Source organism: Bacillus sp. GS3m_15504 (assembly GCF_055825275.1).
In genome coordinates this window covers 103323-126978 of record NZ_JBVVNL010000001.1, presented here as the reverse complement: position 1 = coordinate 126978, position 23656 = coordinate 103323, and the positions used below count along the sequence as shown (strand labels likewise).

The window sequence follows — 23656 nt, the reverse complement described above, 5'->3', positions numbered from 1 at the left end:
AGAAAGGATGAAACAACATGACAAACGAAAAAGGTTTAGATAAAGGGTACGAACTTGTTGCAAAAATGCATGAAGTATTCGGACATCCTGTGACAAATACTCCAACAAAATTAACAGAAGAACGTGCAAAAATCCGTGCGAGTTTTATGCAAGAAGAGCTAGAAGAATTTCTAGAAGCAACGACTGTTGAAGATCAATACGATGCACTAATTGATCTTATTTACTTTGCATTCGGCACGTTTGCCGAAATGGGCGTACGTCCTGATAAAGGATTCGAAATTGTAAATAATGCAAACATGGCAAAACTATTCCCAGACGGGAAACCTCGATTCCGCGAAGGTGACGGGAAAATTCTAAAACCTGAAGGCTGGCAAGCACCAGAACCACAACTTCGTGCTGAAATCGAACGTCAACGCCAAGAAGCTGAAAAAAACTGCTAGGAACTCCTAGCAGTTTTTTATTATGTCTTTTTTCCTGTGGTGTATTAATGACCCACGTGTCCAGCGTGCCCTGCTGCTCCACTAATACTAGCCGCTCCTGCCGCTGCCCCCGCTGCCCCTGCTCCAATTCCACCTGCCCAAGGTGAAGATTGTTGTTGATATTGTTGATATTGTTGGTGCTGTTGGTGCTGTTGGTGCTGTTGGTGCTGTTGACTGTGTTGGCCGTGGTGACCATGTTGACCGTGGTGGCCTTGATGACCGTGGTGACCGTGATGATCATGGTGGCCTTGGTGGCCTTGGTGACCTTGATGAGTTTGATAAAGAATAGCCTGTGGATGTATATGATGATGGCCGTGGTGATGTACTTGTTGTTGATGATGCCCATGATGACCGTGGTGACCTTGGTGATGATGGTGGCCTTGATGACCGTGGTGACCTTGGTGATGATGGTGGCCTTGATGACCGTGGTGACCTTGGTGATGATGGTGGCCATGATGACCATGGTGACCTTGGTGATGATGGTGGCCTTGATGACCGTGGTGACCTTGATGATGATGGTGGCCTTGATGACCGTGGTGACCTTGATGGTGGTGATGTCCATGATGACCATGAATAACTTGCGGAAAACCACCTATTCCTCCAGCTACAACACCTACTCCTGTTACCGGAAATCCTGTCTGTACGCCAGCTACTGATGTTGGAAAGCCTCCTGTTACTGTAGGCATTCCAGCCCCTGATGTCGAAAAGCCCCCCATTGATGTAGGCATTCCTGTTTGTACGCCAGCTACTGATGTTGAAAACCCTCCAGGTGATCCACCCATCCAGCTCGGAATTCCGCCATATCCTTGTTGACCAGCTCCACCCATTAACATCATTTGTTCATAACTATCCGATCCACCTCCGAAAAAACCGTGTGGTGCATTATTGTCCATCCCTTTCATTCCTTTCACCTCTTCTACTCAATTTAGCCTACCTTTTTTATCATATTTCATATAAAAAAATAGGTGTTTGTCTGTATTGGAATTCCGCTTCTTTTCTTCAACGAATGAAAGTATGCAGAAAGTATTTAACGCGAACGGTTTTATACGTAGTGGAATAGTTGAAAATTTAGATGAAGCTGATCCAGAAATTATTTTCTACACAAAAAAGCTCAGAGCATAAATACTCTGAGCTTTTATTTAGAATGAATTAGTTTGCAACAACGTTAACAAGTTTTCCAGGAACTACAATTACTTTACGAACTGTTTTTCCTTCGATTTGGTCTTGAATTGCTTCAAGTGCAAGTTTTTCCATTTCGTCTTTTGATGCGTCTTTACTCATTGTTAGTTTTGCGCGAACTTTACCCATAACTTGAACAACGATTTCAACTTCATCTTCTACAAGTTTAGACTCATCGAATGTTGGCCAGCTTGCATATGTGATTGTTTCATTGTATCCAAGTTTGCTCCATAGCTCTTCCCCGATGTGAGGTGCAACTGGTGCAATCATTTTTACGAAACCTTCTACATATTCTTTCGGAAGTGTTTCAGCTTTGTATGCATCGTTGATGAACACCATCATTTGAGAAATCGCTGTGTTGAAGCGAAGCTCTGCATAGTCTTCTGTTACTTTCTTGACTGTTTGGTGGTAAGCTTTTTCAAGATCTTTATTTGGTGCATCAGTAATTTTCTCACTTAATTCACCGTTATCTTGAACGAATAGGCGCCATACGCGATCTAGGAAACGACGTGCTCCATCAAGACCATTTTCAGACCAAGCGATTGAAGCATCTAATGGTCCCATGAACATTTCGTATAGACGAAGTGTATCTGCACCGTGGCTTGCTACGATATCATCAGGGTTTACAACGTTACCTTTTGATTTACTCATTTTCTCGTTGTTTTCACCTAGAATCATACCTTGGTTGAATAATTGTTGGAACGGCTCTTTCGTTGGAACTACACCGATATCGTATAATACTTTATGCCAGAAACGAGCATATAGTAAGTGAAGTACAGCGTGTTCTGCACCACCGATATAAATATCAACTGGAAGCCATTGTTTTACTTTTTCAGGATCTACAAGTGCTTCGCTGTTGTTTGGATCGATGTAACGTAGGTAATACCAGCAGCTACCAGCCCATTGCGGCATTGTATTTGTTTCACGACGACCTTTTTTACCAGTCTCAGGATCAACAACATTTACCCACTCGTCAATGTTAGCAAGTGGTGATTCACCTGTACCTGAAGGACGGATGTTTTCTGTTTTCGGAAGAACTAATGGTAATTCTTCTTCTTTCACAGCTGTCATTGTGCCATCTTCCCAGTGAATTACTGGAATTGGCTCACCCCAGTAACGTTGACGGCTGAATAACCAGTCACGTAGACGGTATGTTACTTTTTGATTTCCTGCGCTCGTTACTTCAAGCCATTCAATCATTTTTGCGATTGCTTCTTCTTTATTTAAACCATCAAGGAATGCTGAGTTTACGTGAGCACCATCACCTGTGTATGCTTCTTTCGTAATATCTCCACCTTTTACAACTTCCTTCATTGGAAGATTGAACGTTGATGCAAATTCATAGTCACGCTCATCGTGAGCTGGAACCGCCATTACAGCACCTGTTCCGTAAGTTGCAAGAACGTAATCAGCGATCCAGATTGGTAATTTCTCACCATTTACTGGGTTAACTGCATAAGCACCAGTGAATACACCAGTTTTCTCTTTCGCAAGTTCTGTACGCTCTAGATCACTCTTCATTTTTACAGAATTAATGTAAGCTTCTACAGCTTCTTTTTGATCAGCAGTTGTAATGTCAGCAACAAGCGCATGTTCCGGAGCAAGTACACAGTAGCTTGCACCAAATAGTGTATCAGGGCGCGTTGTGAAAACTGTGAACTTCTCATCTGTACCGTCGATGTTGAAGTGTACTTCTGCACCTTCAGAACGACCGATCCAGTTACGTTGCATATCTTTTAAGCTTTCTGGCCAATCAAGCTCGTCTAGATCTTCTAATAGACGATCTCCGTAAGCTGTAATTTTTAACATCCACTGTCTCATCGGACGACGCTCAACTGGATGTCCACCGCGCTCACTCTTACCGTCAATGATTTCTTCGTTTGCAAGTACTGTACCAAGTGCTGGGCACCAGTTTACAGGTACTTCATCAACGTAAGCTAAGCCTTTTTCAAATAGTTTTAGGAAGATCCATTGTGTCCACTTGTAGTAGTTTGGATCTGTTGTATTTACTTCACGGTCCCAATCGTAAGAGAAACCTAATGATTTAATTTGGTTACGGAACGTATTAATATTATGCTCTGTAAATTCAGCCGGGCTGTTTCCAGTATCAAGTGCATATTGCTCTGCTGGAAGACCGAATGCATCCCATCCCATTGGATGAAGAACGTTATACCCTTGCATACGCTTCATACGAGATAAAATATCCGTTGCTGTATAACCTTCTGGATGTCCTACGTGTAGGCCTGCACCTGATGGATATGGGAACATATCTAGTGCATAAAATTTTGGTTTTTCTGTCTCATCTGGCGTACGGAATGTTTTATTCTCTTCCCAGTACCCTTGCCACTTCTTCTCAATTTCTTGATGATTAAAGCTCATGAGATACCCTCCTTAAAATTCTATTTATTTTCACCGCCCAAAATACAAAAAACCTCTCATCCCTAGAAAGGGACGAGAGGTTATAGATTCCCGCGGTACCACCCTAAATTAATGTACAAAAAATATACATTCGCTTAGATCCGTAACGTGGATTAACGGCAATTGCTACTATTAGTTTCACAACTGCAACTCAAAGGCGAGTTCATAACGAAACGTGGATTGACTTGCACCGACCGTCAACTCTCTAAACCAGCTTCTATTACTACTACTCCTTCTCACTGTTATTACAAATATGAGTTAAGTGAACTACCTCCGCCTCGTATCTCATAAGAGCTTACTTAAAGCAGGGCTTCTCGGTTAATCGTTACTCTTATTAACTAACGAATTCGTCTTAAGACACCCGAGCTATCTCCCTTGTTCCAAAGGTTGTTTTATTTAAATATATTCTAAAACATGTTAACATGTTCCGTCAAACTAAACTGCAATTTTTTCTTCAACTGTTTCTTCTACTTTTACTCGTTTATCATAAATGCTCGTTGCGATAAGCGCTACTACAAGCATTACCATGATTGCTATAAACAATACTTCCATATTATATAAATCAACAATTGCTCCGCCAACGACCGGCCCGAACATTTTTCCTACAGTCGCCGCACTATTTACAACACCTTGATAAAACCCTAACTTATCTTTTGGCGCAAGTATATTTGCAATCGTTGGAACTGCCGGCCATACAAATAATTCACCAATTGTTAATGTTACCATCGCAACGAGGAACATCGTAAATTGCTGCGCTTGACTTAATACAATGAATGACACTGCAAAAATAAGAATACCAATCATAATTTGTTGTTTTAACGAACGCTTCATCCAGCGAATTAACATACTAACTAGCGGCTGGGCACAAACAATCATCGCTCCGTTTATCGTCCATAATAAACTATAGTGACGAAGACTAATATTTAACTCTTGCATATGTGTTGCAATCGCCCCTTGCCACTGTACGTATGTAACCCAGCATAAAGCATATGCTACACATACAATAAGAAGTGCTTTGAATCCAGGTGTAAGCGACCAACCTTTTTTCGCTTCAACTTCTTTTTGCACTCCTGGCTCTTTCTTGTCTTCCATACCACGGAATCCAATAAAAGCAATTAAGAAGAATACAAAGTATAAAATAAAGTTTGCTAAGAAAATATAATCAAAACGATACGATGCAACTAATCCACCACACGCTGTTCCAATCGCAATACCAACGTTTTGTCCAACATACATCGCATTAAATGCTCGTCTTCCGCCCTCTGGCCAAACCGTACCTACCATCGCATACATCGATGGGAAGACCATTCCAGAACCAAAGCCGATTAACGCTAGCCAAACAACATATAACGGCCAACCGTGGAAGAACACAAGACCTAAAATCGATACAAGTGTAATCACAATCCCTACTAAAGTTGATTTATAACCGCCCCATTTATCAAATAAAACACCACCGAGCAAGTTTCCGATTACACCAGTAAGCGAGTTGATCATTAATACCATTCCGGCCACAGATAAAGATTTTCCTAGGTGATCATGCAAATAAATTGTATTAAAAGGCCATAAAAAAGAAGCACCCGTGACATTAATAATCATCCCAGCTACTAATAGCCATACTTTCCTTGGCATAGTCTCCCCTCCTATTCTATTTTTTCGTTCATCTATAACAGTAAAATTGTAGTCGTTTTTAAATAGGAAGGCAACTGATTAATAGTTGATGAAATTCAGATAATGGCTTTGCGGTAAATGAAATTATATTGATTGCCACTTGAAAATATATCAGCGATTTTGGAAATATATCGGCGCAACTCGAAATATATCAGCGATTATCAAATTATATCGGCGCAACTTGCAATATATCAGCGATTATTAGAATATATCGACTTACCGACAAAAAACGACAACAATAACAATATATAAAGAGGCTGCATGAACTTCATGCAGCCTCTTTATATATTACCCAACTTCTTTTTCTCGCTTTGCACGTTCTTTAGCACTCCATTTAAACAACTTATCTAGTAGAGAGTATATTCTCCCAGACTCTTTCGTTAATAACGGTCCTAACGATGCTAATATTAAAACGTACAGTGCAGAGAACGGTTTAATCGCTGCCATTAAGCCACCCGCAATCCCGATATTTGCTACAATAATGGAGAACTCTCCGCGTGATACGAGTGTTAAGCCTATATTCGTAGAAGCCTTATGGGATAACCCGGCTTTACGCCCCGCAATCATTCCAGCAGTAAAATTACCGATGAGAGTAATGAAAACTGCTCCTAATGCCAACCATACTGCGCCTCCAAGCGAAAATGGATCTATACTTAAACCGAAGCTGAAAAAGAATATGGCTCCAAAGAAATCACGGAATGGGACGACGAGCTTTTCAATTCGATCGCTATGCTCCGTTTCAGAAAAGACGAGTCCTAATAATAAAGCTCCAATCGCTTCCGCAACATGAATTGTTTCGGAAAATCCTGCTACGAAGAATAAAATAGCAAATATTACGATTATGAAAATTTCGTTAGACGAAATATCTAATACTTTATTTAAAAACGGCGTAGCTTTTCTAGCGATTACAAAAAATAGGAGCATATACCCTACTGCAATTAACACCGACGTAAGAGCACCTGCAAATGACGTTGCCCCTCCGAGTACTAATCCTGAAACGACTGATAAATATACCGCTAAAAAGATATCATCAAACATAATGATTCCTAAAATCAACTCCGTCTCTTTATTACCAGATCTTCTTAAATCAACAATGACTTTTGCAACAATTGCACTTGATGAAATTGTAATGATTCCAGCAATAATTAACGTCTCTAATAAGGGGAAGCCCATCACATATCCATAAAGCAAACCTAATAGGAAATTAAGTGATATGTGGACAGTCCCCCCAAAAGCAATTGATTTTCCTGATTTAATTAATTTTTTTATTGAGAATTCTAAACCTAAGTAGAATAGGAGGAATATGACGCCAACGCGGCCGAGGAAGGAAATAACTTCTCCGCTTTCAATAAACCTTAAATCGATAAGTCCTAAATCAGGGGCATGCGGCCCCACTAACATACCAAGAATAATGAGAAACGGAATAATCGAAAACTTTAACTTCGCAGCGAGGATAGCTGCAAAAGCTACTAATACTAACGCAGTTCCAACTTCAAAGATTAAAGTATCCATCGATTATGAATCACCTCCTGCTGAAAGCAATTCATTAATAATTCTTTTCACTTCATGTCTCGCGCCCGATAACACAAGCATATCGCCAGCTTCAATAATAGAGTCTGGTCCTGGATTAAAGAATTTCTTCATATTCTTTTTTAAAATAGCAATAATCGTTACGTTATATGTTTTTCTGACATGTAAGCTACCAATTGTTTTTTGTACGACTGGTGCATGATTTTCCACCTTAAACCATTCAATTGATAATCCTTCAAAAGCCATTTCAATCGTATCTAATGCTTGTGGTCTATATACCATTCCGCCCAATATAGCTGCAATTTGTCTCGCTTCCGAATCACGAAGAGAAATACTTGAAATACTTTCATCATGATCTGCATCAAAATGATACATTTCTCTTCGGCCATCATCGTGAATAACAATAACCAGCTTTTCATTGCCTTTTGTAATTACTTCAAATTTACATCCAATGCCCGGTAATTCACTCTCTCGAATATTCATATTCCCGCCTCCTAAAGTTTTTTAGTTACGGCTTTTACAAATCAACATCAATCTCTGTTTTAAATTCTTCATCTTTTGAGATTCCTAAATACTTGAGCGTCTCTGATGGCGTTGCGTGATGAAAATGCTTTTGCAATAGTGCAATTGCTATCCCTCTTTTGTATGCATGAAATCCAAACGTTTTTCTCATTGAGTTTGTTCCGATTTTACCAACAATCCCAACCGCTTCAGCAGCATTATGAATTACACGATACGCTTGTTGACGCGTAATTGAATTTGTCGTTTTATTAGATTGAAATACGTAGTTTTCTCTTTTCACATCAATAGATTGTACATACTCTAAAAGTGCTTCTTTTACTTTTGTATTTAAATAAATATCTTGTTTAAACTTTTCATCCTTCACAGGAAGAGAATAAAACTCTTTAACAGTTCCATCTTCATGTAATACATCTTCAAATTTCATACTAAGTAGCTCAGTAATTTTTAATCCTGTGTTAATTCCAATAACAAATAAAAGATAATCTCGCTGCGAGTGCTCTTTTAAATACTTTTTCATCGCCTCAATTTGGCTTATATCTTTTAATGCCTCTACAACTTCCATACATGTATTCTCCTCATCTTATGAACGGTAATTTTCTCATCATGTTGTCCATTTTACCTTATCACGCTATGAGATTTCCATGTATTATCCATTATTTTTACAATATACTTTTGTGGTTTCAGCAATTTTTAATGTGGAAACTTACGATTGTACAAATGCGGTGTGGTTAGAAAAAATGTGGGGATAAAGGTTCAGTCTCTTTTTACTGATCGGATTCCTCCTTTCATTTTCCAGCTGCTTCTACTTTTATATTATGTTACTTATTTATACTATATTATATATTTCAGTAACATTAAAGTGTTTTTTCTGAAAATAACAAAAACCGAGCAGTTTCGCTCGGTTTTTTATCAATCTTCTTTCGGAAGAACAATTCCTTTATATAATTGAACGGTAATGAAGTAATAAATCGTGTAAATAACTACGAAAATTACAATTGGTACCCAAATACGGAAGTACGGATCGATTAAAATAAATCCAAAAATATTCATACCAACTAATACGTGAGCAATACCTACAATTGCTGGGAATAAGAATACTAAGAATAACTCTTTATAAATGGATTTCGTTAATAATTCACGGCGCACACCGATTTTACGAAGCATTTGATAACGCGTAATATCTTTTGATGCACCAGAAAGAATTTTAAACATGAGACAGCTTGCCATCATTGCTAAGAAAGCAATTCCAAGGAAGAATCCCATAAACACTGTTCCGCTTGCAACGCCGTATAACATGTCGTAAGTTTGATATTTACTATCTAATCTTTCAGCTTTTACATTTTTATATTTATCTAGCTGCAACTCGTCAAGTTTTTTCCATTCTTTTGTATATGCTAAGAAATCATCTGCTTTTCCGATAAATGCTATACCTTCTTTACCATTTACAGTATCGTATAATTTTTGATCTACAATTTTAATTGCATGATCTTCATGTACGTAGAATGGCTGGATTGTTCTAAAAGCCTCGTTCCATTCTTCTGGCATTTCTTTAGCGTTCGCATCTTTTTCATTCATTTCTCTAGAAACTGCGCCTACTGGTAGTTCTTGTGAAACCTTCTTTGTATTCACTAAATCCTTCATCGACTTCATATTTGTCATATCTTTTACGAAAGGACGATTTTTTTCTAGATCTTCTTTTACATAATAAACGTATTTATCATCAACTTTGTAGCGATATTCATTTTTTTCTTTAAATGTAATACCGTCTAAAATTTTCTTTTCTTCAGCTGTAGGATTATGAACAACTGAATCATAGATTACTAAACCATCAGACAGTTTGATAGCGTTATTTTTAAACGCCATACCACCTGAAATTGCACCTGCTCCAAGCGCAACTAACATTGCTACCGTTGCAAGCACTTTCGTTAAACTATTAATACGGAAGTTTAATTGTGCAAATGTAAAAGCGTTAAGTCCTTTTTCACTACGCTTTTTATTACCTTTTAACTTTTTAATAATAACGGGAAGAAGTGATCCAAATAGCATGTAAGTACCAGCTGTTGTTGTAATTAATGCAATAAGGATTCCCATTTCTCTTAGTTTTGCCATGTAAATCATTGATGCATAGCCAATGCCTAATAAAATAACCGCAAGGAATGCTATTAAACCTGTCATTTTTCCTTTTACCGCAACACGTTCTGTTTGTGCGTCTGCATGTACAAGTTGCAGTACAGAAATACGTGATAATTTAATACTGTTCATAATTGCTGATAATACAAATAGTGCAAAGAAGAAGATGCACGTAACAGTCATAGATGGCAGGTAAAATGCTTTATAGCCTTTACCAGCAAATTCTAATTGTTTCATTAATAGCTGTCCGATACCTTCTGCAAGTCCTACACCAACTATAATACCGATCGCAAGAGACGCAGCGCCTAATACGATTGTTTCAATAAACATAAGTAATGTAACTTTATGTTTTTTCGCTCCTAACATCATATACATACCAAACTCTTTTTGACGAAGAGATAGTAAGAAAGAGTTCGCATATAGAATATAGAAGAACGTTATAATAGCCAGTAAAAATGAACCTGCTTGGAATACAAATCCAATTTGGCCAATCGTAGAATTTTCCTTAAGGAAGGCTTCGTTTAACGCTAACGTTTGGAACATATAAAAAATTGAAATCGACATGACAAGACCAACAAGTAAGACGATATAATCTTTCAGCTTACTTTTTAGCCCTGACATGGAAAGTTTAAATAACATGCCTTAGAACCTCCTTTCTTACGCTTTTTGTGTGCCTAAGTCTGCTAGCACATCTAAAATTTCTTTATAAAACTCTTCACGTGTACCACCTCGGTGAATTTCTTTATATAGCTCACCATCTTGAATGAATAAAATACGCTGACAGTAACTTGCACTAAACGGATCGTGAGTAACCATCATAATAGATACGCCTTGCTCTTGATTTAAGTTTGTCATCGCATCAAGTAAACTCGTCGCATTTTTAGAATCAAGCGCTCCTGTTGGCTCGTCCCCTAAAATAATAGCTGGCTCATGTACTAAAGCGCGCGCTGCTGCTGAACGTTGCTTTTGTCCACCAGATACTTCAGATGGATACTTTTGAAGAATTGCTGAAATGCCTAACATATCTGCTACTTTTTCTACTTTCGGCCCAATATTACGTGATGGAACACCTTGAAGTGAAAGTGGCAATGCGATGTTTTCGTAAATAGATAAGTTCTCTAATAAGTTAAAGTCTTGGAAGATGAATCCTAATTTTTGCGAGCGGAAATCAGAAAGCTCACCTTGTTTCATTTTCGTAATGTCCGTACCCGCAATTTCAACAACGCCGCCTGTTGCTTTATCAAGCGTTGAAATTACATTTAATAATGTCGTTTTACCAGAACCAGATGGTCCCATAATGCCAACAAACTCACCCTCTTGAATTGAGAATGATACACCTTTTAATGCGTGTGATTGGTTCTCACCTTTTTTACCGTACACTTTTTGAACGTTTTTCACGTCTACAACTGGTTTCGTCATATATATCCTCCTACGCTTGTTTTTCCATTACCTATTTTGCGCCTTTTGGAGCTGAACTGCTATTTGTTAACATTACAATTACCTTACACTTTTGTAAGATAAAAAAGGTGTGTTTGTAAGCTTGGGTTTTACTACTAGTGACATAGTAAATCGGTAAATGAAATTATATTAGCGATTTTCAAAATATATCGACTTATCGACAAAAGCTGACAATACAAATAGGCTGTTCCACAAAAGGAACAGCCCACTTCTCTCTTTATTTCTTTAAAGGTGTTACCGTCCAGTACGTAATAACACGCCAAATCCATTCTAATGGACCCATTTTAAAGATTTTCATCCAAATTACACTAAACACAATTTGAATTGCATAAATTGCAATACACACATATAACGTCTGCATGTAAGTTAAATTTCCTGCAAAGTTACATACACTGCCTGCAATTAAAATTATTGCAGTTTGTCCGATATAATTTGTTAATGCCATACGGCCATAATATTTCAGTGGTGCTAACAATGTTTGAACTAGTTTTAATTGTAGTAATAAAATTAATGCTCCAACATAGAAAGCTGAAATAATAGGTCCCACTGTAACACCAATTTTTAAAAATTGGCTTGCAGCATCCATTGTTCCGTCTTCATTCATTAGTATCATATTTACAAATGGATCAGCAGGCACGTGTCCGTATTGATACCATACAGCTACGACACTTAAAACAAACATAATACCTGTAAAAATAGCGACTTTCTTTATGTTCTGCGTGAGATTTTCAAATACACGATATTGCCCTGCAGCAAGCCCTAATAAAATTAAGCCAAGTGGTAATAGTTCTTTAGCACCCATTACGCTAAAAGCAATTGTTAAAATAAGACCAATAACTAAGTTCACTTCTTTTTTCGCTTTATAAAACGGTAAAACGATTAATCCGCAAATTGCATATAACGTTAATGCTTCTCCAGGCTGAAACATTTGATGAATCAAGCCGAAAATAAATAGTGCAACTAAACGGCGTAGAAATAGAACGTATCCATTCTTCCCTTTTGCAATTGCTCTAGAAATAAAGATATAGAATCCTACTCCAAATAAGAATGAGAAAATTGAGAAGAAACGACCCTCTACAAATAAGTATAGAAACCTTTGATAGCTGGCATCTACTGTATTAGGATCTGGAATTTTAATGTTAAGTAGTGCAAGAATATTTACTAAAATAATCCCCAGTAATGCGAAGCCACGAATGTAATCTAACTCATCAATTCGTTTATTTGTAATATTGTTCCCCATAAAGCAACTCCTTGTCTAAAATATAATCCTCCCTTACTCTACTGGAAATGTGATTTTACAACTATCGGTAAACCTTACAGCAATCTTACATTATTGTCATATAGCAAAATAAAACCAGGTCATATTGCGACCTGGTTTACTCTGATTGTTTCGATTTTTGCGGTTGTCCTTTTTTACTATTACGCTGTTTTACTTGAACAATTGGATCAAATTCATTTGAAAACTCTGCGTTATGTCCATTTTGCGTTTTTTGCTCTGGGTTATTTTGATCTGAACGTTTCGCCATTACATTCACTCCTTATTAGCGCGGTGTAATAATCATTTGATGTTGCAGTTGGCGAATTGCCATGCGTGCTCTATTTAATTGCTCACGTTGCTCATCATTCGCATGTTGTTGCATCGTTTGTAAATCGTTATACGCTTGTTCTAATTGTAACTGCGCATCCGAATACTCCATCGTATTGTAATGCTCTTGTCTCATGCCTTGGTCTAATTGTTCTTTCGCATATTCCACCGCTTGTTCCGCTTGTGTAATATACGATTCAAGTGATTGACGCTCTGCCATAATTGTCCCTCCTTGCTTCAATTCCCCTTTAGTGTGTCCCTTCCATATGAACCTTATGAGTATGTTATAATGGATTTTGTTTCATTTTGACTCGGCTTAGGAGGGAAAGTAATGAAGGTTCAAAACCCTTTTCCATATACGAACGACAATAAACGTTATCATACATGGAATTACCATTTACGAAATGAATTTGGTGAAAAAATCTTTAAAGTTTCATTAGATGCTGGCTTCGACTGCCCGAACCGTGACGGTACAGTTGCTTATGGCGGTTGTACATTTTGCAGTGCTGCTGGATCTGGTGACTTCGCTGGCGATCGCCGCGATGATGTTATAACGCAATATCATGAAATGAAAGAAAAAATGCGCTCAAAGTGGAAAGACGGAAAATGTATCGCTTATTTCCAGGCGTACACAAATACACATGCACCACTTGAAGTGTTAAAAGAAAAATTCGAACCGCTTCTAGCTGAAAAAGACGTTGTTGGTCTTTCTATCGCAACTCGCCCAGATTGTTTACCGGACGATGTCGTTGCATATTTAGCGGACTTAAATAAACGCACATACCTTTGGGTTGAACTCGGACTACAAACTGTTCATGAACGTACTGCAAACCTTATTAACCGCGCTCACGATTATCCGTCTTATATGGAAGGTGTAAATAAATTACGCAAACATGGCATTCGAGTTTGCTCTCATATTATTAACGGTCTTCCCCTTGAAAATTACGACATGATGATGGAAACAGCTCGCGAAGTAGCGAAGCTTGACATACAAGGAATTAAAATTCATTTACTTCATTTATTAAAAGGAACGCCAATGGTGAAACAATATGAAAAAGGACAACTCGAGTTCCTTTCTCTTGAGGATTACGTAAGTCTTGTTGTTGACCAACTTGAAATTATTCCAGAAGACGTAATTGTGCACCGCATCACAGGTGACGGTCCACCTGATTTAATGATTGGTCCAATGTGGAGCTTAAATAAATGGGAAGTATTAAATTCCATCGATGCAGAATTTGTGCGCCGCGGAAGCTGGCAAGGAAAATATGCAAATGAGGAGAAACAAAAATGAAATTAGAACGTGTATTACCGTTTGCTCGCTCGCTTCTGCAAACGGCTGTTAAAGAAGGCGATTACGCTGTAGATGCAACTTTAGGAAACGGTCATGACACTTGCTTCCTAGCTGAAATCGTTGGAGATAGCGGAAAAGTATTTGGATTTGATATTCAAAAAGAAGCAATTGAAAGCTCAACGACCCGTTTAAAAGAAAAAGAACTTTTCGAACGTACTGTTTTAGTTCACGATAGTCACGATACACTGCTATCCGTATTACCAGAAGATGCAAAGGGAAAAGTAACAGGCGCAATCTTCAACTTAGGTTACCTTCCAGGCGGAGACAAGCATATCGTTACAAAACCGAACTCAACAATTTCGGCAATTGAACAATTATTAGAAGTAATGGCACCTGAAGGTATCATCGTCCTTGTCATTTACCACGGACACCCAGAAGGACAAGTAGAACGCGACGCTGTTCTCAAATTTGCCGAAGAACTAGACCAAAAACAAGCACACGTACTGCGATACGGCTTCATTAACCAGCAAAATAACCCGCCATTTATTGTGGCGATTGAGAAACGATAATATATCAACGATTTCTTAATTATATCTATCGTAACTCGGGATATATCAACGATTTTTTCGATATATCGACTTATCGACAAAAGATAACAAAAAAAGACGTGCGCTCATTGCACGTCTTTTTGTTATTCTCCTATATAATGGATATATATACTATTTAAAGAAAGAAGGATAGAACTTTGCTAGTAGAACTAAGGGGAATTCAAAAGAAATATGGCAAATCACTTATACTAGACAACATTGATTTATCCATTCCAGAAGGAGAAGCGCTCGCTATTATTGGCGGGAACGGGACTGGAAAAAGTACTCTACTCAAAATAATTGCAGGCTTTATTTCACCTACGGCAGGGACAATTCAAAGAAAAGAACATATACAAATCGGTTATGTACCTGAACATTTTCCTGAAGGGATTCGTTTTACATTAGAAGATTATCTATATCATCTGGGCCACATTCACGGTTTATCAACAAAATATGTAAAAGATAAAATTCCGATGCTTCTGGAATCTTTTCATTTACATCATGCAAGACATTCTGTTGTACGAAACTTTTCAAAGGGCATGAAACAAAAAACAGGTATTATGCAAGCATTACTTACGGACGTACATTTATTAATTTTGGACGAACCCCTTTCTGGACTCGATCCTAACTCTCAGCAAGAATTAGAACATATTTTACTCTCATTAAAACAACAAGGTATATCTATACTCTTCACATGTCACGAAAAACAGCTACTAGAAAACTTCGCCGATAGAATTGTGACGTTAGCAAATTATACAATTGCAGAAAATATCTCTGCGCAAAAAGGAGCAGAACAAGTCTATATTGAGGCAATCGTTCACGACACATTTTCAGCGATAGAACTACGAAAGCAATTAGGATTTATACACGTTGCACACAATTCAAATCAAAACCTTATTCAATTGCACACCGAAAAAGAATATACCAATGACATACTTCAGTTTTTATTACATAAAAAAGCATCTATCACACTGCTACAACCTAACTTTTAAATCGAAAGAAGGTTTATTATGTTTGCTCTTATTCGTTATCACTTTCTCGACTATACAAAATCGTATAAGTACGTCCCTCCTATTGCGATGTACTTTATGAGCTTACTTTTTGTATATGCATATAAACCGACTCCTATTGTACCGACATATTTAGAAACAGCTCTCGCGCTTTATTTGTTATCTGCCTGGATTACAGTCACAATTTTTCATACGGAAGACCCTGTACAAGAGCAAATCACTATTTCACATACAAATAACATTTCCGCATTATACGTTGGTAAATATATTACGGCTCTTCTCATTTGTACTGTATTATCTTTTATATCCGTAATCTACCCAATTATTTTGCAAATGTTTAATGAGAAAATGACAGCTTCTTTATTTCTAGTCGGATTTCTCGCTCACATGTCTTTCTCTATACTAGGAATTTCAATCGCGACATTATTTACTAGAAATACGATTCAAAAAGCAGGCACTGCCTGGCTTAGCCTTACATTTATATTGCTTATAACGATTGCATCTATCCGGTTTAAAAAAGAGTTCTTATGGTTTTTACCACCTGTCGAAAGCTTTCTAATGCTTGGACAATACAAATATAATATACTGACTCACACGCTATGGCTCACAGCATGGGCTATCGTATATTCATTTTTATTATTTACCTTATTTCTTTTTATCGTTCGCAAAAAACGTTTTTAATTACATATTAAAGGAGACGAAACAATGATTGGAATACTAGCAGGAATGGGGCCAAAATCAACTGGACCATTCGTCGATACAGTTGTAGCAGAGTGCCAAACAATATACGGAGCAAAGCATGACATGGACTTTCCTCATATGATGATCTATTCGTGCCCAACACCGTTTTACATGGATCGCCCTATGATCATGAAGCGATGAAAAAAGCGATTATTGAAGGAGCACAAAAACTCGAGAGTACTGGCGCAAGCTTTATCGCTATGCCGTGCAATACAGCGCATCTTTATTTTGAAGAATTACAGCAATCTCTTTCTATTCCTATTTTGAATATAGTTGATGAAACGTTAAAAGCAATTCCTGAAACTGCCAAAAGAGTCGCTCTTCTTGCAACGGAAGCAACTGTTCAAGCTGGTATTTACCAAGATGGGATTGCAAAGCGTAATATAGAGTACATTCATTACGAACAATGGCAGGAAAGCATTAATCAAATTATTACTTATATTAAATCTGGAGAGGTTGAAGAAGCTCGCGAATTGTGGAGTGCCCTCGTTTTACAATTGAAAGATGAAGTTGATACTGCAATTATCGCATGTACTGATTTGAATGTAGTGGCGAGTGAGGATTTTGTTGATTCTGCTCAATGTCTTGCGAAAGCAGTTGTTAGGATGTATGTAGAAAATATAAGGGGGTCCCAATGAATATACCTTTTGAAATGGGATATACGTTTGATAAAAACCTTAGAGAAAAACCTTTATCCCTTGTTGAAATGAAGCAAGGGATTGTACTTTTGAAAGAGCATTTACATGAAGGACCGTTATATGGGAAAAACTGCGGATTAATCGGTGTTTATGAACGAATCACTGGCAACCTTTCTGACAGTAAGTATTACTTACAGAAGGCCATTGAATATTACACACAAACAGACAACATCCAAGGGCTCTTTATTAACAAACTTCGCCTCGCACATACATACCATTGGGAAAGAAATTTTTCTGCTGCAAATACAATCTTTGCCGAACTTCTACAAACACTGCCAGACTTACCCGCTTATGAAGATTTTTTCTACCAACATTACGGAAAAAGTAAATTAGATGAAGGTGACTTCCACACCGCCCTTACTTGTTTTCAAAAAGCGCTTCAAATCAGGCTACAAAAAGGAGATGAAGAGCTAATTCATTCAACTACACTTTGCATAGAACATTGTATGTCTCGGCAATTGAACATGGATGTATAATTATAATAAAATTGATTAAATTTAAAACTATAAATAAGCATAGTACCGTTCTTACGGATGGTATTATGCTTACTTAATTTCCAAATCCACATAAGAATTCATAACTTTTAGAAACAATAGCGTCTTTCAAAATACAATTAACTTAAAAAACATTAGACCCCTTTATTATTTCTTCTGTACTTAACAATGTAGCTTCTCGGATTGTAACATTATTATTTTTCATAAAAGACTGCACAATGTGATACCCTACAGCATAACCCGCACCGGTTGATAAGCCTACTGGTTGATAACCTTCTTTTTTGGCGAAATCATCTCCAAACATATAGCTACTTACCTCCGCAAACCCTTTCACATTAAGCCCTTCTTTTATTACGTAAATAGAGTATTCAAGGTCTTCATTGTCAATTGAAGTAACCCATGGCCCTAAAAATTCTTTACCATACAATGCGGTAGCAAAAGAATCGGCGAGTCCCTCAATAATTATATAATCAGCTACGGTTACATCTCCATGATTCCATTCAAAATAAGAGAATCGTAAATTATGATGAAATTCATGTGCAATGAGTGCCGGAAATCTTGGAACATTGTAGCTATTCGGGCGAATTATTGCTATAACATAACCAGGAATACCACCAAAACCAGTATAACTGTTTTGATTTTTTAATTTTTTTGGGTCTGCAATATACATACCAAATCTCAGTTCCTCTGCACTTACTCTTAAATCATGCTCAGAAGAGAAATCTATACATTCTTTTAAAGTTTTTTCAGCAATTTTTAATGCATTCATCTTCTTCAAATCATTTAATGCTTCTTCTGCTAATTTTGTCTCGTTTATATCTAAATACCCTAGCATTCGTGTTGCCATCATAACGTCATAACCTTTTGGATCCTTAGATTTCATCGGTACATTAATTGCATTCCACATTCCTTCAAATGGTTTCATCATTGTATGCCTAAAAAAATTCTCCCTTTCTTCAGGTGATAGTGAAAGTAATATATCATATTGACTTATAGTATCTTCTATAAAAATTTTCATAAATATCCCCGTTTCATCATGTACTTATCATTAACTACGTGAGCAAGTTTAAGAGCATTTAATATACTATCTTCATCGTTGCTATTCTCTAGATGGTTTAAAGATATAAGTACACACTCTAAATCATTGTACATTTCATCAAGCTGAAGACTTGTATCTTTAATACTCAGTTCATTTAAATTTAGACTGCCGATAAATTTAAAATTTTTTCCTACTATCTTTAGATTCAGGATTTTAATTAAGTCTAATAAATCCTTTCTTGATAAATGAATTTGTCCTATATTATTTCTTTTTGGCGTAATTAAGTTCAATTCACTATAATATCGTATTGTCCTTTCTGTTAAACCTGTAACTTTCTTTACATCCCCCGTAGTAATCAGATTAATCCACCTCCTAAGAACAACTTAATCTATGACGCTACGTTATAGTCAAGCTAGTATTTAATCATGGTATATAAAAAAACATCTTCAAAATTGAAGATGTCTACTTTTGAACTATCTTAAAACGTTTTAAAAATTTTATTGTCATAATAGATTATCGCTTTACTAACAAAATTCCCAGCCAGCTCTCCAAAACTTTTAACTTTCTTCACAATTCTTTCAAAGTAATCACACTTAATCTCGCTATATTAAATAAGTAGTTATTCATATAGGGAAGGTTAGGGGAACTGAAAGTATGAAAGTAAATCGTTCGCTTCATTACATTTTTTGGCGTTGGCATTTTTATGCTGGGCTTTTTATTACGCCGCTTCTTATTACGTTGTCACTGAGCGGAATTGGGTATTTATTTCGGGAGGAAGTTGAAGATTTCATCTATAAAGATTTATATTTTGGGAAGAGTGCTCAAACAGAATCTATTTCGATGTCTGATTCTATTTCCTTAACAGAGAAAAAATATCCACATTATAGCGTGGCGAAAATTAGTGAGTTTAATGGGGATTATAATACGAGACTTACCATTGCAAATGATTATACTGGGCAACAAAAATATGTGTATTTAGACAGCAATAATCAAATTGTTGGGGATCAAAATGCAAGTGAAACGTTTGCCAATATAATGAGGGAATTACATAGTTCTCTTTTAGTTGGTGGCACTGTCGTAAACTATACTGTAGAACTCGCGGCATGTTGGACAATCTTCTTAATTGTAACTGGGTTGTACATGAGTATACGCCAATTCAAAAACACACCGGCATCCAATAAGCGAGAAAAAGCAAAACGACGTCATTCTATTATCGGTATTATATTTACACTTCCTCTCGTTCTGCTAGTTGCATCTGGATTGCCGTGGTCAGGTTTTATGGGTAACCAAATTTATAAAATTGCATCGTCAAATGAATCGCTCGGGTATCCGAAATTGTATATGGCACCGCCTGAATCGAAGGTAAAAGAATTGCCGTGGGCAACTAGAAAAGAAGCTCCTCCTGAATCGAATTCAAATGAACCGAAAGCAATTTCAGTTGATACATTACAAAAAGGGATTGAAATAAAGAAACCGTATGTTATTTCACTACCAGCTGATCCGAAAGGTGTGTTCACTGTTTCGAAATCAAGCGGTTCCGGTATTACAGGTATGCATGTTGCACCAAATGAAGAAATAACAGCTTATTTTGATCAATATAGCGGCGAACTCATTTCCAAAACGGACTATCGTGATTATGGATTACTTGCACAATGGTTCACTTACGGTATCCCGCTTCATGAAGGTCATTTATTCGGATGGCCCAATAAAATATTATGCTTACTAACGACATTATCTTTATTGCTCCTTATTTATTACGGAGTAAAAATGTGGCTAGCAAGAAAGCCGAAAGGAAAATTAGCAGCACCTCCTAAGCAAAGAGATAAGAAAAGCATAATCGTTTTCTTTATCATGATGGTTATACTAGGCGCTGTCATGCCTTTATTTGGACTGTCTGTTTTAGTTATTTTTGCAATTGAACTTCTTATATATGTACGTTCAAAAATACGATCATAATGAAAAAGCATTTGTACTCCCATGTACAAATGCTTTTTATTTACTATTTTCTTTTTTTCTACTACTTATTAAAAAGACAATATCTACTATAATAATCAATGCTATGATAACTTGAGCTACATAATCCATTGTTGTAGGACCGCCGGCTTTATTCATCATCATATACATTCCAGTTACAAATGAAATGGTAAGTAGCACGAGTAACGTTACTTCAATATTGTCATATAACTTTTGAAACAATCTCTTCATTTTCGCCACCACCTTTACCATATTATAACAAAAAAACCACTCTACATGAGTGGTTTTCTTCATCACTGCGCCGTTTTCTTTCGGTACATCTTCCCGTTCCAATAGAAGAATCGTGAAGTGAGACCACCGTATTTTACAATGCGCCGTGCCATTTTGTGCATATTCTTTTGTGCTGATACTTTTTGGTCTGATAAATAAATACCAAGTAATCCTCGGCTTATGAGACGATGAAACTTCGCATGAGGCAAATCACCAATGCTTTTCTCTGCTTCTTCTACAAAATGTTTCATACGATCTAATATAGCTTGCTCGTTTTCATAATAACTACAGAAATTCAAATCCCCGCCGATGCGGTCTTCTTCTTGATCAATAAAATAATCAAGTAAGATATGAAGTCCTTGTACGTAAGGAAAATATCCTTGTCTAATTTTCGCAATATCTTCATCATGTAATTCATCATGAAAGGCATATGCGACAAGACAGAAGATTCCAAGAGTAGAACCGGCACATGCTGAAAATTCAAACCAACTCATCTCAGGTAAGTTTTCTTTATGTGCTTCAAACCATGTTTGTAATCGTGGTTCTCTTTCTTCTAATTTCACATGTTTATGAATTTGCAAATCACAATAATAACAAGCAAGTTCATGAAGAATAGGAGCAATTTTGTCATAGTGCTTCGTTTTCTTTAAAACATCTTGGCATGTTTCAACAAGTTCATCTAAATAACCACCATCATCTTGATCATCACGATAGCGATAATAATTACCGCCACCTTCTACTTCAGGTGATAATGCCATTAACATAGATTCATGCAGTGCGGCAAAATCATTCGGATCAAGTGATGTACTGCGATCACATAAATTATCTAAATAGTCGCTGATCGTTTGATACGCTACGATAAAACGAATACATTCCTCTCGGTGCTCATTTGCTAATAGTGCTAAAATGCCACCGCCTTCGCAATGAAACGTTTTATGCTCAATACTTGCGATTGCCTGACTATGAAGCTCATCATTCGGAATATGGTAGGCACGCTCTTTCCACATCGCTAGCTCATGGTGTACAACCGGAAACACATCACGGTATACTTTCGCCATGAGCGTTATGGGATTACTCGGTACGTTCACTTCTTCCTTCATCTCCTCTATTCAATGTACAAATAATTTACTTATTTGTTTCTATTATGTTATTGATGCGTATTTCAGTAAATGACTGAATATAATTCAAAATTTCATCACGCTCATACTCATTTAATAACTCATGATAACAATTCGGCCATTCTTTAAAAGCCTTATCACTTATTTTAACATTATTAAACCAAGTGCGGACACGTGTTTTATCTACAAGTTTATCCTCACATGCTTGCATTAGCAAGAGCGGAACATCTGGAAAATCATCTATTTTTTTATGAGCGATTTCAATAGACTTAATCAATTCACTATACCAACGTACTGATACTTTGCGCAAGAACAATGAATCGTTCTCCATCGCATCTCTCACTTCATGATTACGCGTTGACATTTCCACTGTAAGATTCGTTGCAAATTGTAACTTCGGAGCGATAATATTTAATATTTTTGAGGCAGCTTGAAGCGGTGCTGAAGGTCCAGCTAATGCGCCTAAACATGGCGAACTTAAAATAATGCCGTCTACATCTTCTCTCTTCGTTTCTTGCATCATACGAATGACGATAAGACCACCCATACTATGACCAAATAAAAAGATAGGTAATCTATACTTCCTTGCTTCTTTTACCCATAATTTAACTTCCTCTATATATTCATCAAACGAATCAATATGTCCTCTATTTCTTGAAGTCGTTCCATGTGACGGAAGGTCCCCCATCACGACGTGGTAGCCGATATGATTCCACATTTCCGCAACGGCTTCATAGCGTCCGTGATATTCCATTGCGCCGTGCACGATAACGATTACAGCCTTTGCTTCTTCAGCTTCATAATTCCACATACGGCTCTCCTCCATTTCACTCTTTTTCATAATTTGGTACACTGAAACTAGTCTCTAGGAAAGGAAGGCTTTACATGATATATCCTTACAAAGAAAAAAATCCGAAAATTGCGAGTAGTGCTTTTATCGCTGACTATGTTACCATTACAGGCGATGTCTCAATTGGCGAGGAATCAAGTATTTGGTTTAATACAGTCATCCGCGGTGATGTGTCACCAACAATTATTGGAGACCGCGTAAATGTACAAGATCAATGTACACTCCACCAAAGCCCACAGTATCCTCTTATTTTAGAAGATGACGTAACAATTGGGCATCAAGTCATTTTACATAGCTGCCATATTAAGAAAGATGCTTTAATTGGAATGGGATCTATTATATTAGATGGTGCTGAAATTGGTGAAGGAGCCTTTATCGGTGCTGGAAGCCTCGTTTCACAAGGAAAGAAAATTCCGCCGAACACATTAGCTTTCGGTCGTCCAGCGAAAGTCGTTCGTGAGTTAACAGAAGAAGACCGTAAAGACATGGAGCGAATTCGCACGCAATACGTTGAAAAAGGCCAATATTATAAATCACTACAAAAATGATCTTACTGCTGCCATAATACTGGCAGCTTTTTTTATATAAAATCTAACTTTTTCTTTACAAAACATT

General features: G+C 37.1%; 24 protein-coding genes, 1 pseudogene and 1 other annotated feature. Of the genes and pseudogenes, 9 read left to right on the top strand and 16 right to left on the bottom strand.

Features of this window, described 5'->3' with window-relative positions; genetic code table 11:
• The first annotated feature begins 17 nt into the window (after window positions 1-17).
• Entirely contained in the window at window positions 18-440 is a 423-nt protein-coding gene (locus AC0L0O_RS00760; protein ID WP_000180554.1) for a pyrophosphohydrolase domain-containing protein, read from the top strand.
• Between the two features lie 44 nt (window positions 441-484).
• On the opposite strand, the gene AC0L0O_RS00755 is transcribed toward AC0L0O_RS00760, so the two are convergent.
• The 11 genes from AC0L0O_RS00755 to AC0L0O_RS00705 form a co-directional block, all read right to left on the bottom strand.
• The gene (locus tag AC0L0O_RS00755) at window positions 485-1381 is read right to left on the bottom strand and encodes a hypothetical protein (protein WP_473785604.1); all 897 of its coding nucleotides are present in this window, start codon (window positions 1379-1381) and stop codon (window positions 485-487) included.
• A gap of 247 nt (window positions 1382-1628) precedes the next feature.
• On the bottom strand, window positions 1629-4037 hold the full coding sequence (gene leuS, locus AC0L0O_RS00750) for a leucine--tRNA ligase (RefSeq protein ID WP_000009448.1): 2409 nt from the start codon (window positions 4035-4037) through the stop codon (window positions 1629-1631).
• 65 nt (window positions 4038-4102) lie between these two features.
• Window positions 4103-4325, bottom strand: a binding site (T-box leader).
• A gap of 186 nt (window positions 4326-4511) precedes the next feature.
• Window positions 4512-5705 carry an MDR family MFS transporter gene (locus tag AC0L0O_RS00745; RefSeq protein WP_042510808.1) on the bottom strand — a complete coding sequence of 398 codons (1194 nt, stop codon included), beginning with the start codon at window positions 5703-5705 and terminating at the stop codon, window positions 4512-4514.
• Window positions 5706-6032: 327 nt separating this feature from the next.
• Complete coding sequence (locus tag AC0L0O_RS00740; protein WP_000380194.1) at window positions 6033-7256, bottom strand: cation:proton antiporter; 1224 nt, start codon at window positions 7254-7256, stop codon at window positions 6033-6035.
• Window positions 7257-7259: 3 nt separating this feature from the next.
• A complete protein-coding gene (locus AC0L0O_RS00735; RefSeq protein WP_001026038.1) occupies window positions 7260-7757 on the bottom strand; it encodes a cation:proton antiporter regulatory subunit in 498 nt (165 codons plus the stop codon).
• A gap of 34 nt (window positions 7758-7791) precedes the next feature.
• Entirely contained in the window at window positions 7792-8358 is a 567-nt protein-coding gene (locus AC0L0O_RS00730; protein ID WP_000454202.1) for a tyrosine-type recombinase/integrase, read from the bottom strand.
• 347 nt (window positions 8359-8705) lie between these two features.
• On the bottom strand, window positions 8706-10565 hold the full coding sequence (locus AC0L0O_RS00725; protein WP_000897750.1) for an FtsX-like permease family protein: 1860 nt from the start codon (window positions 10563-10565) through the stop codon (window positions 8706-8708).
• Window positions 10566-10583: 18 nt separating this feature from the next.
• Window positions 10584-11345 carry an ABC transporter ATP-binding protein gene (locus AC0L0O_RS00720; RefSeq protein ID WP_000165840.1) on the bottom strand — a complete coding sequence of 254 codons (762 nt, stop codon included), beginning with the start codon at window positions 11343-11345 and terminating at the stop codon, window positions 10584-10586.
• Between the two features lie 256 nt (window positions 11346-11601).
• A complete protein-coding gene (locus tag AC0L0O_RS00715; RefSeq protein ID WP_249711834.1) occupies window positions 11602-12624 on the bottom strand; it encodes a DUF418 domain-containing protein in 1023 nt (340 codons plus the stop codon).
• Between the two features lie 136 nt (window positions 12625-12760).
• A complete protein-coding gene (locus AC0L0O_RS00710; RefSeq protein WP_001129338.1) occupies window positions 12761-12910 on the bottom strand; it encodes a hypothetical protein in 150 nt (49 codons plus the stop codon).
• A 15-nt stretch (window positions 12911-12925) separates the two neighbouring features.
• Window positions 12926-13189: a YtzC family protein gene (locus AC0L0O_RS00705; protein ID WP_000840870.1), complete on the bottom strand. Its 264-nt coding sequence runs from the start codon at window positions 13187-13189 to the stop codon at window positions 12926-12928.
• 111 nt (window positions 13190-13300) lie between these two features.
• Here AC0L0O_RS00705 and mnmL point away from each other — a divergent pair, with 111 nt between their 5' ends.
• The 6 genes and pseudogenes from mnmL (at window position 13301) to AC0L0O_RS00675 (ending at window position 17772) form a co-directional block, all read left to right on the top strand.
• A complete protein-coding gene (gene mnmL / locus AC0L0O_RS00700; protein WP_473785603.1) occupies window positions 13301-14260 on the top strand; it encodes a tRNA modification radical SAM protein MnmL/YtqA in 960 nt (319 codons plus the stop codon).
• Complete coding sequence (mnmM, locus tag AC0L0O_RS00695) at window positions 14257-14829, top strand: tRNA 5-(aminomethyl)-2-thiouridylate-methyltransferase MnmM (protein ID WP_000764477.1); 573 nt, start codon at window positions 14257-14259, stop codon at window positions 14827-14829. Before mnmL ends, mnmM begins: the two co-directional genes overlap by 4 nt.
• 176 nt (window positions 14830-15005) lie before the next feature.
• Window positions 15006-15839, top strand: coding sequence for an ABC transporter ATP-binding protein (locus AC0L0O_RS00690; RefSeq protein WP_473785602.1), 834 nt, complete (start codon window positions 15006-15008; stop codon window positions 15837-15839).
• Between the two features lie 18 nt (window positions 15840-15857).
• On the top strand, window positions 15858-16538 hold the full coding sequence (locus AC0L0O_RS00685; protein ID WP_000457755.1) for an ABC transporter permease: 681 nt from the start codon (window positions 15858-15860) through the stop codon (window positions 16536-16538).
• A gap of 24 nt (window positions 16539-16562) precedes the next feature.
• Window positions 16563-17236: pseudogene (locus tag AC0L0O_RS00680) on the top strand (aspartate/glutamate racemase family protein).
• Window positions 17233-17772 (top strand): hypothetical protein, encoded by a 540-nt coding sequence (locus AC0L0O_RS00675; protein ID WP_001024997.1) that lies wholly within the window; start codon window positions 17233-17235, stop codon window positions 17770-17772. Before AC0L0O_RS00680 ends, AC0L0O_RS00675 begins: the two are co-directional and overlap by 4 nt.
• 142 nt (window positions 17773-17914) lie before the next feature.
• Here the strand turns inward: AC0L0O_RS00675 and AC0L0O_RS00670 are convergent, their stop codons facing one another.
• Together AC0L0O_RS00670 and AC0L0O_RS00665 are read right to left on the bottom strand one after the other, a co-directional pair.
• Window positions 17915-18808: a DUF2268 domain-containing putative Zn-dependent protease gene (locus AC0L0O_RS00670; protein WP_000688524.1), complete on the bottom strand. Its 894-nt coding sequence runs from the start codon at window positions 18806-18808 to the stop codon at window positions 17915-17917.
• Window positions 18805-19185, bottom strand: a complete 381-nt coding sequence (locus AC0L0O_RS00665) for a MerR family transcriptional regulator (protein ID WP_080545632.1) — start codon at window positions 19183-19185, stop codon at window positions 18805-18807. Before AC0L0O_RS00665 ends, AC0L0O_RS00670 begins: the two co-directional genes overlap by 4 nt.
• Before the next feature lie 298 nt (window positions 19186-19483).
• Between AC0L0O_RS00665 and AC0L0O_RS00660 the strand changes: the two genes are divergently transcribed.
• Complete coding sequence (locus AC0L0O_RS00660; RefSeq protein WP_000867820.1) at window positions 19484-20785, top strand: PepSY-associated TM helix domain-containing protein; 1302 nt, start codon at window positions 19484-19486, stop codon at window positions 20783-20785.
• Between the two features lie 36 nt (window positions 20786-20821).
• On the opposite strand, the gene AC0L0O_RS00655 is transcribed toward AC0L0O_RS00660, so the two are convergent.
• Genes AC0L0O_RS00655 through AC0L0O_RS00645 form a run of 3 tightly spaced genes read right to left on the bottom strand, consistent with a single transcriptional unit; the run spans window position 20822 to window position 23002 of the window.
• A complete protein-coding gene (locus AC0L0O_RS00655) occupies window positions 20822-21055 on the bottom strand; it encodes a hypothetical protein (RefSeq protein ID WP_002037312.1) in 234 nt (77 codons plus the stop codon).
• A gap of 41 nt (window positions 21056-21096) precedes the next feature.
• The gene (locus AC0L0O_RS00650) at window positions 21097-22161 is read right to left on the bottom strand and encodes a tetraprenyl-beta-curcumene synthase family protein (protein WP_001102455.1); all 1065 of its coding nucleotides are present in this window, start codon (window positions 22159-22161) and stop codon (window positions 21097-21099) included.
• Window positions 22162-22198: 37 nt separating this feature from the next.
• On the bottom strand, window positions 22199-23002 hold the full coding sequence (locus AC0L0O_RS00645) for an alpha/beta hydrolase (protein WP_075396137.1): 804 nt from the start codon (window positions 23000-23002) through the stop codon (window positions 22199-22201).
• 74 nt (window positions 23003-23076) lie between these two features.
• Here AC0L0O_RS00645 and AC0L0O_RS00640 point away from each other — a divergent pair, with 74 nt between their 5' ends.
• A complete protein-coding gene (locus tag AC0L0O_RS00640; RefSeq protein WP_000640195.1) occupies window positions 23077-23589 on the top strand; it encodes a gamma carbonic anhydrase in 513 nt (170 codons plus the stop codon).
• Window positions 23590-23656: the final 67 nt, after the last annotated feature.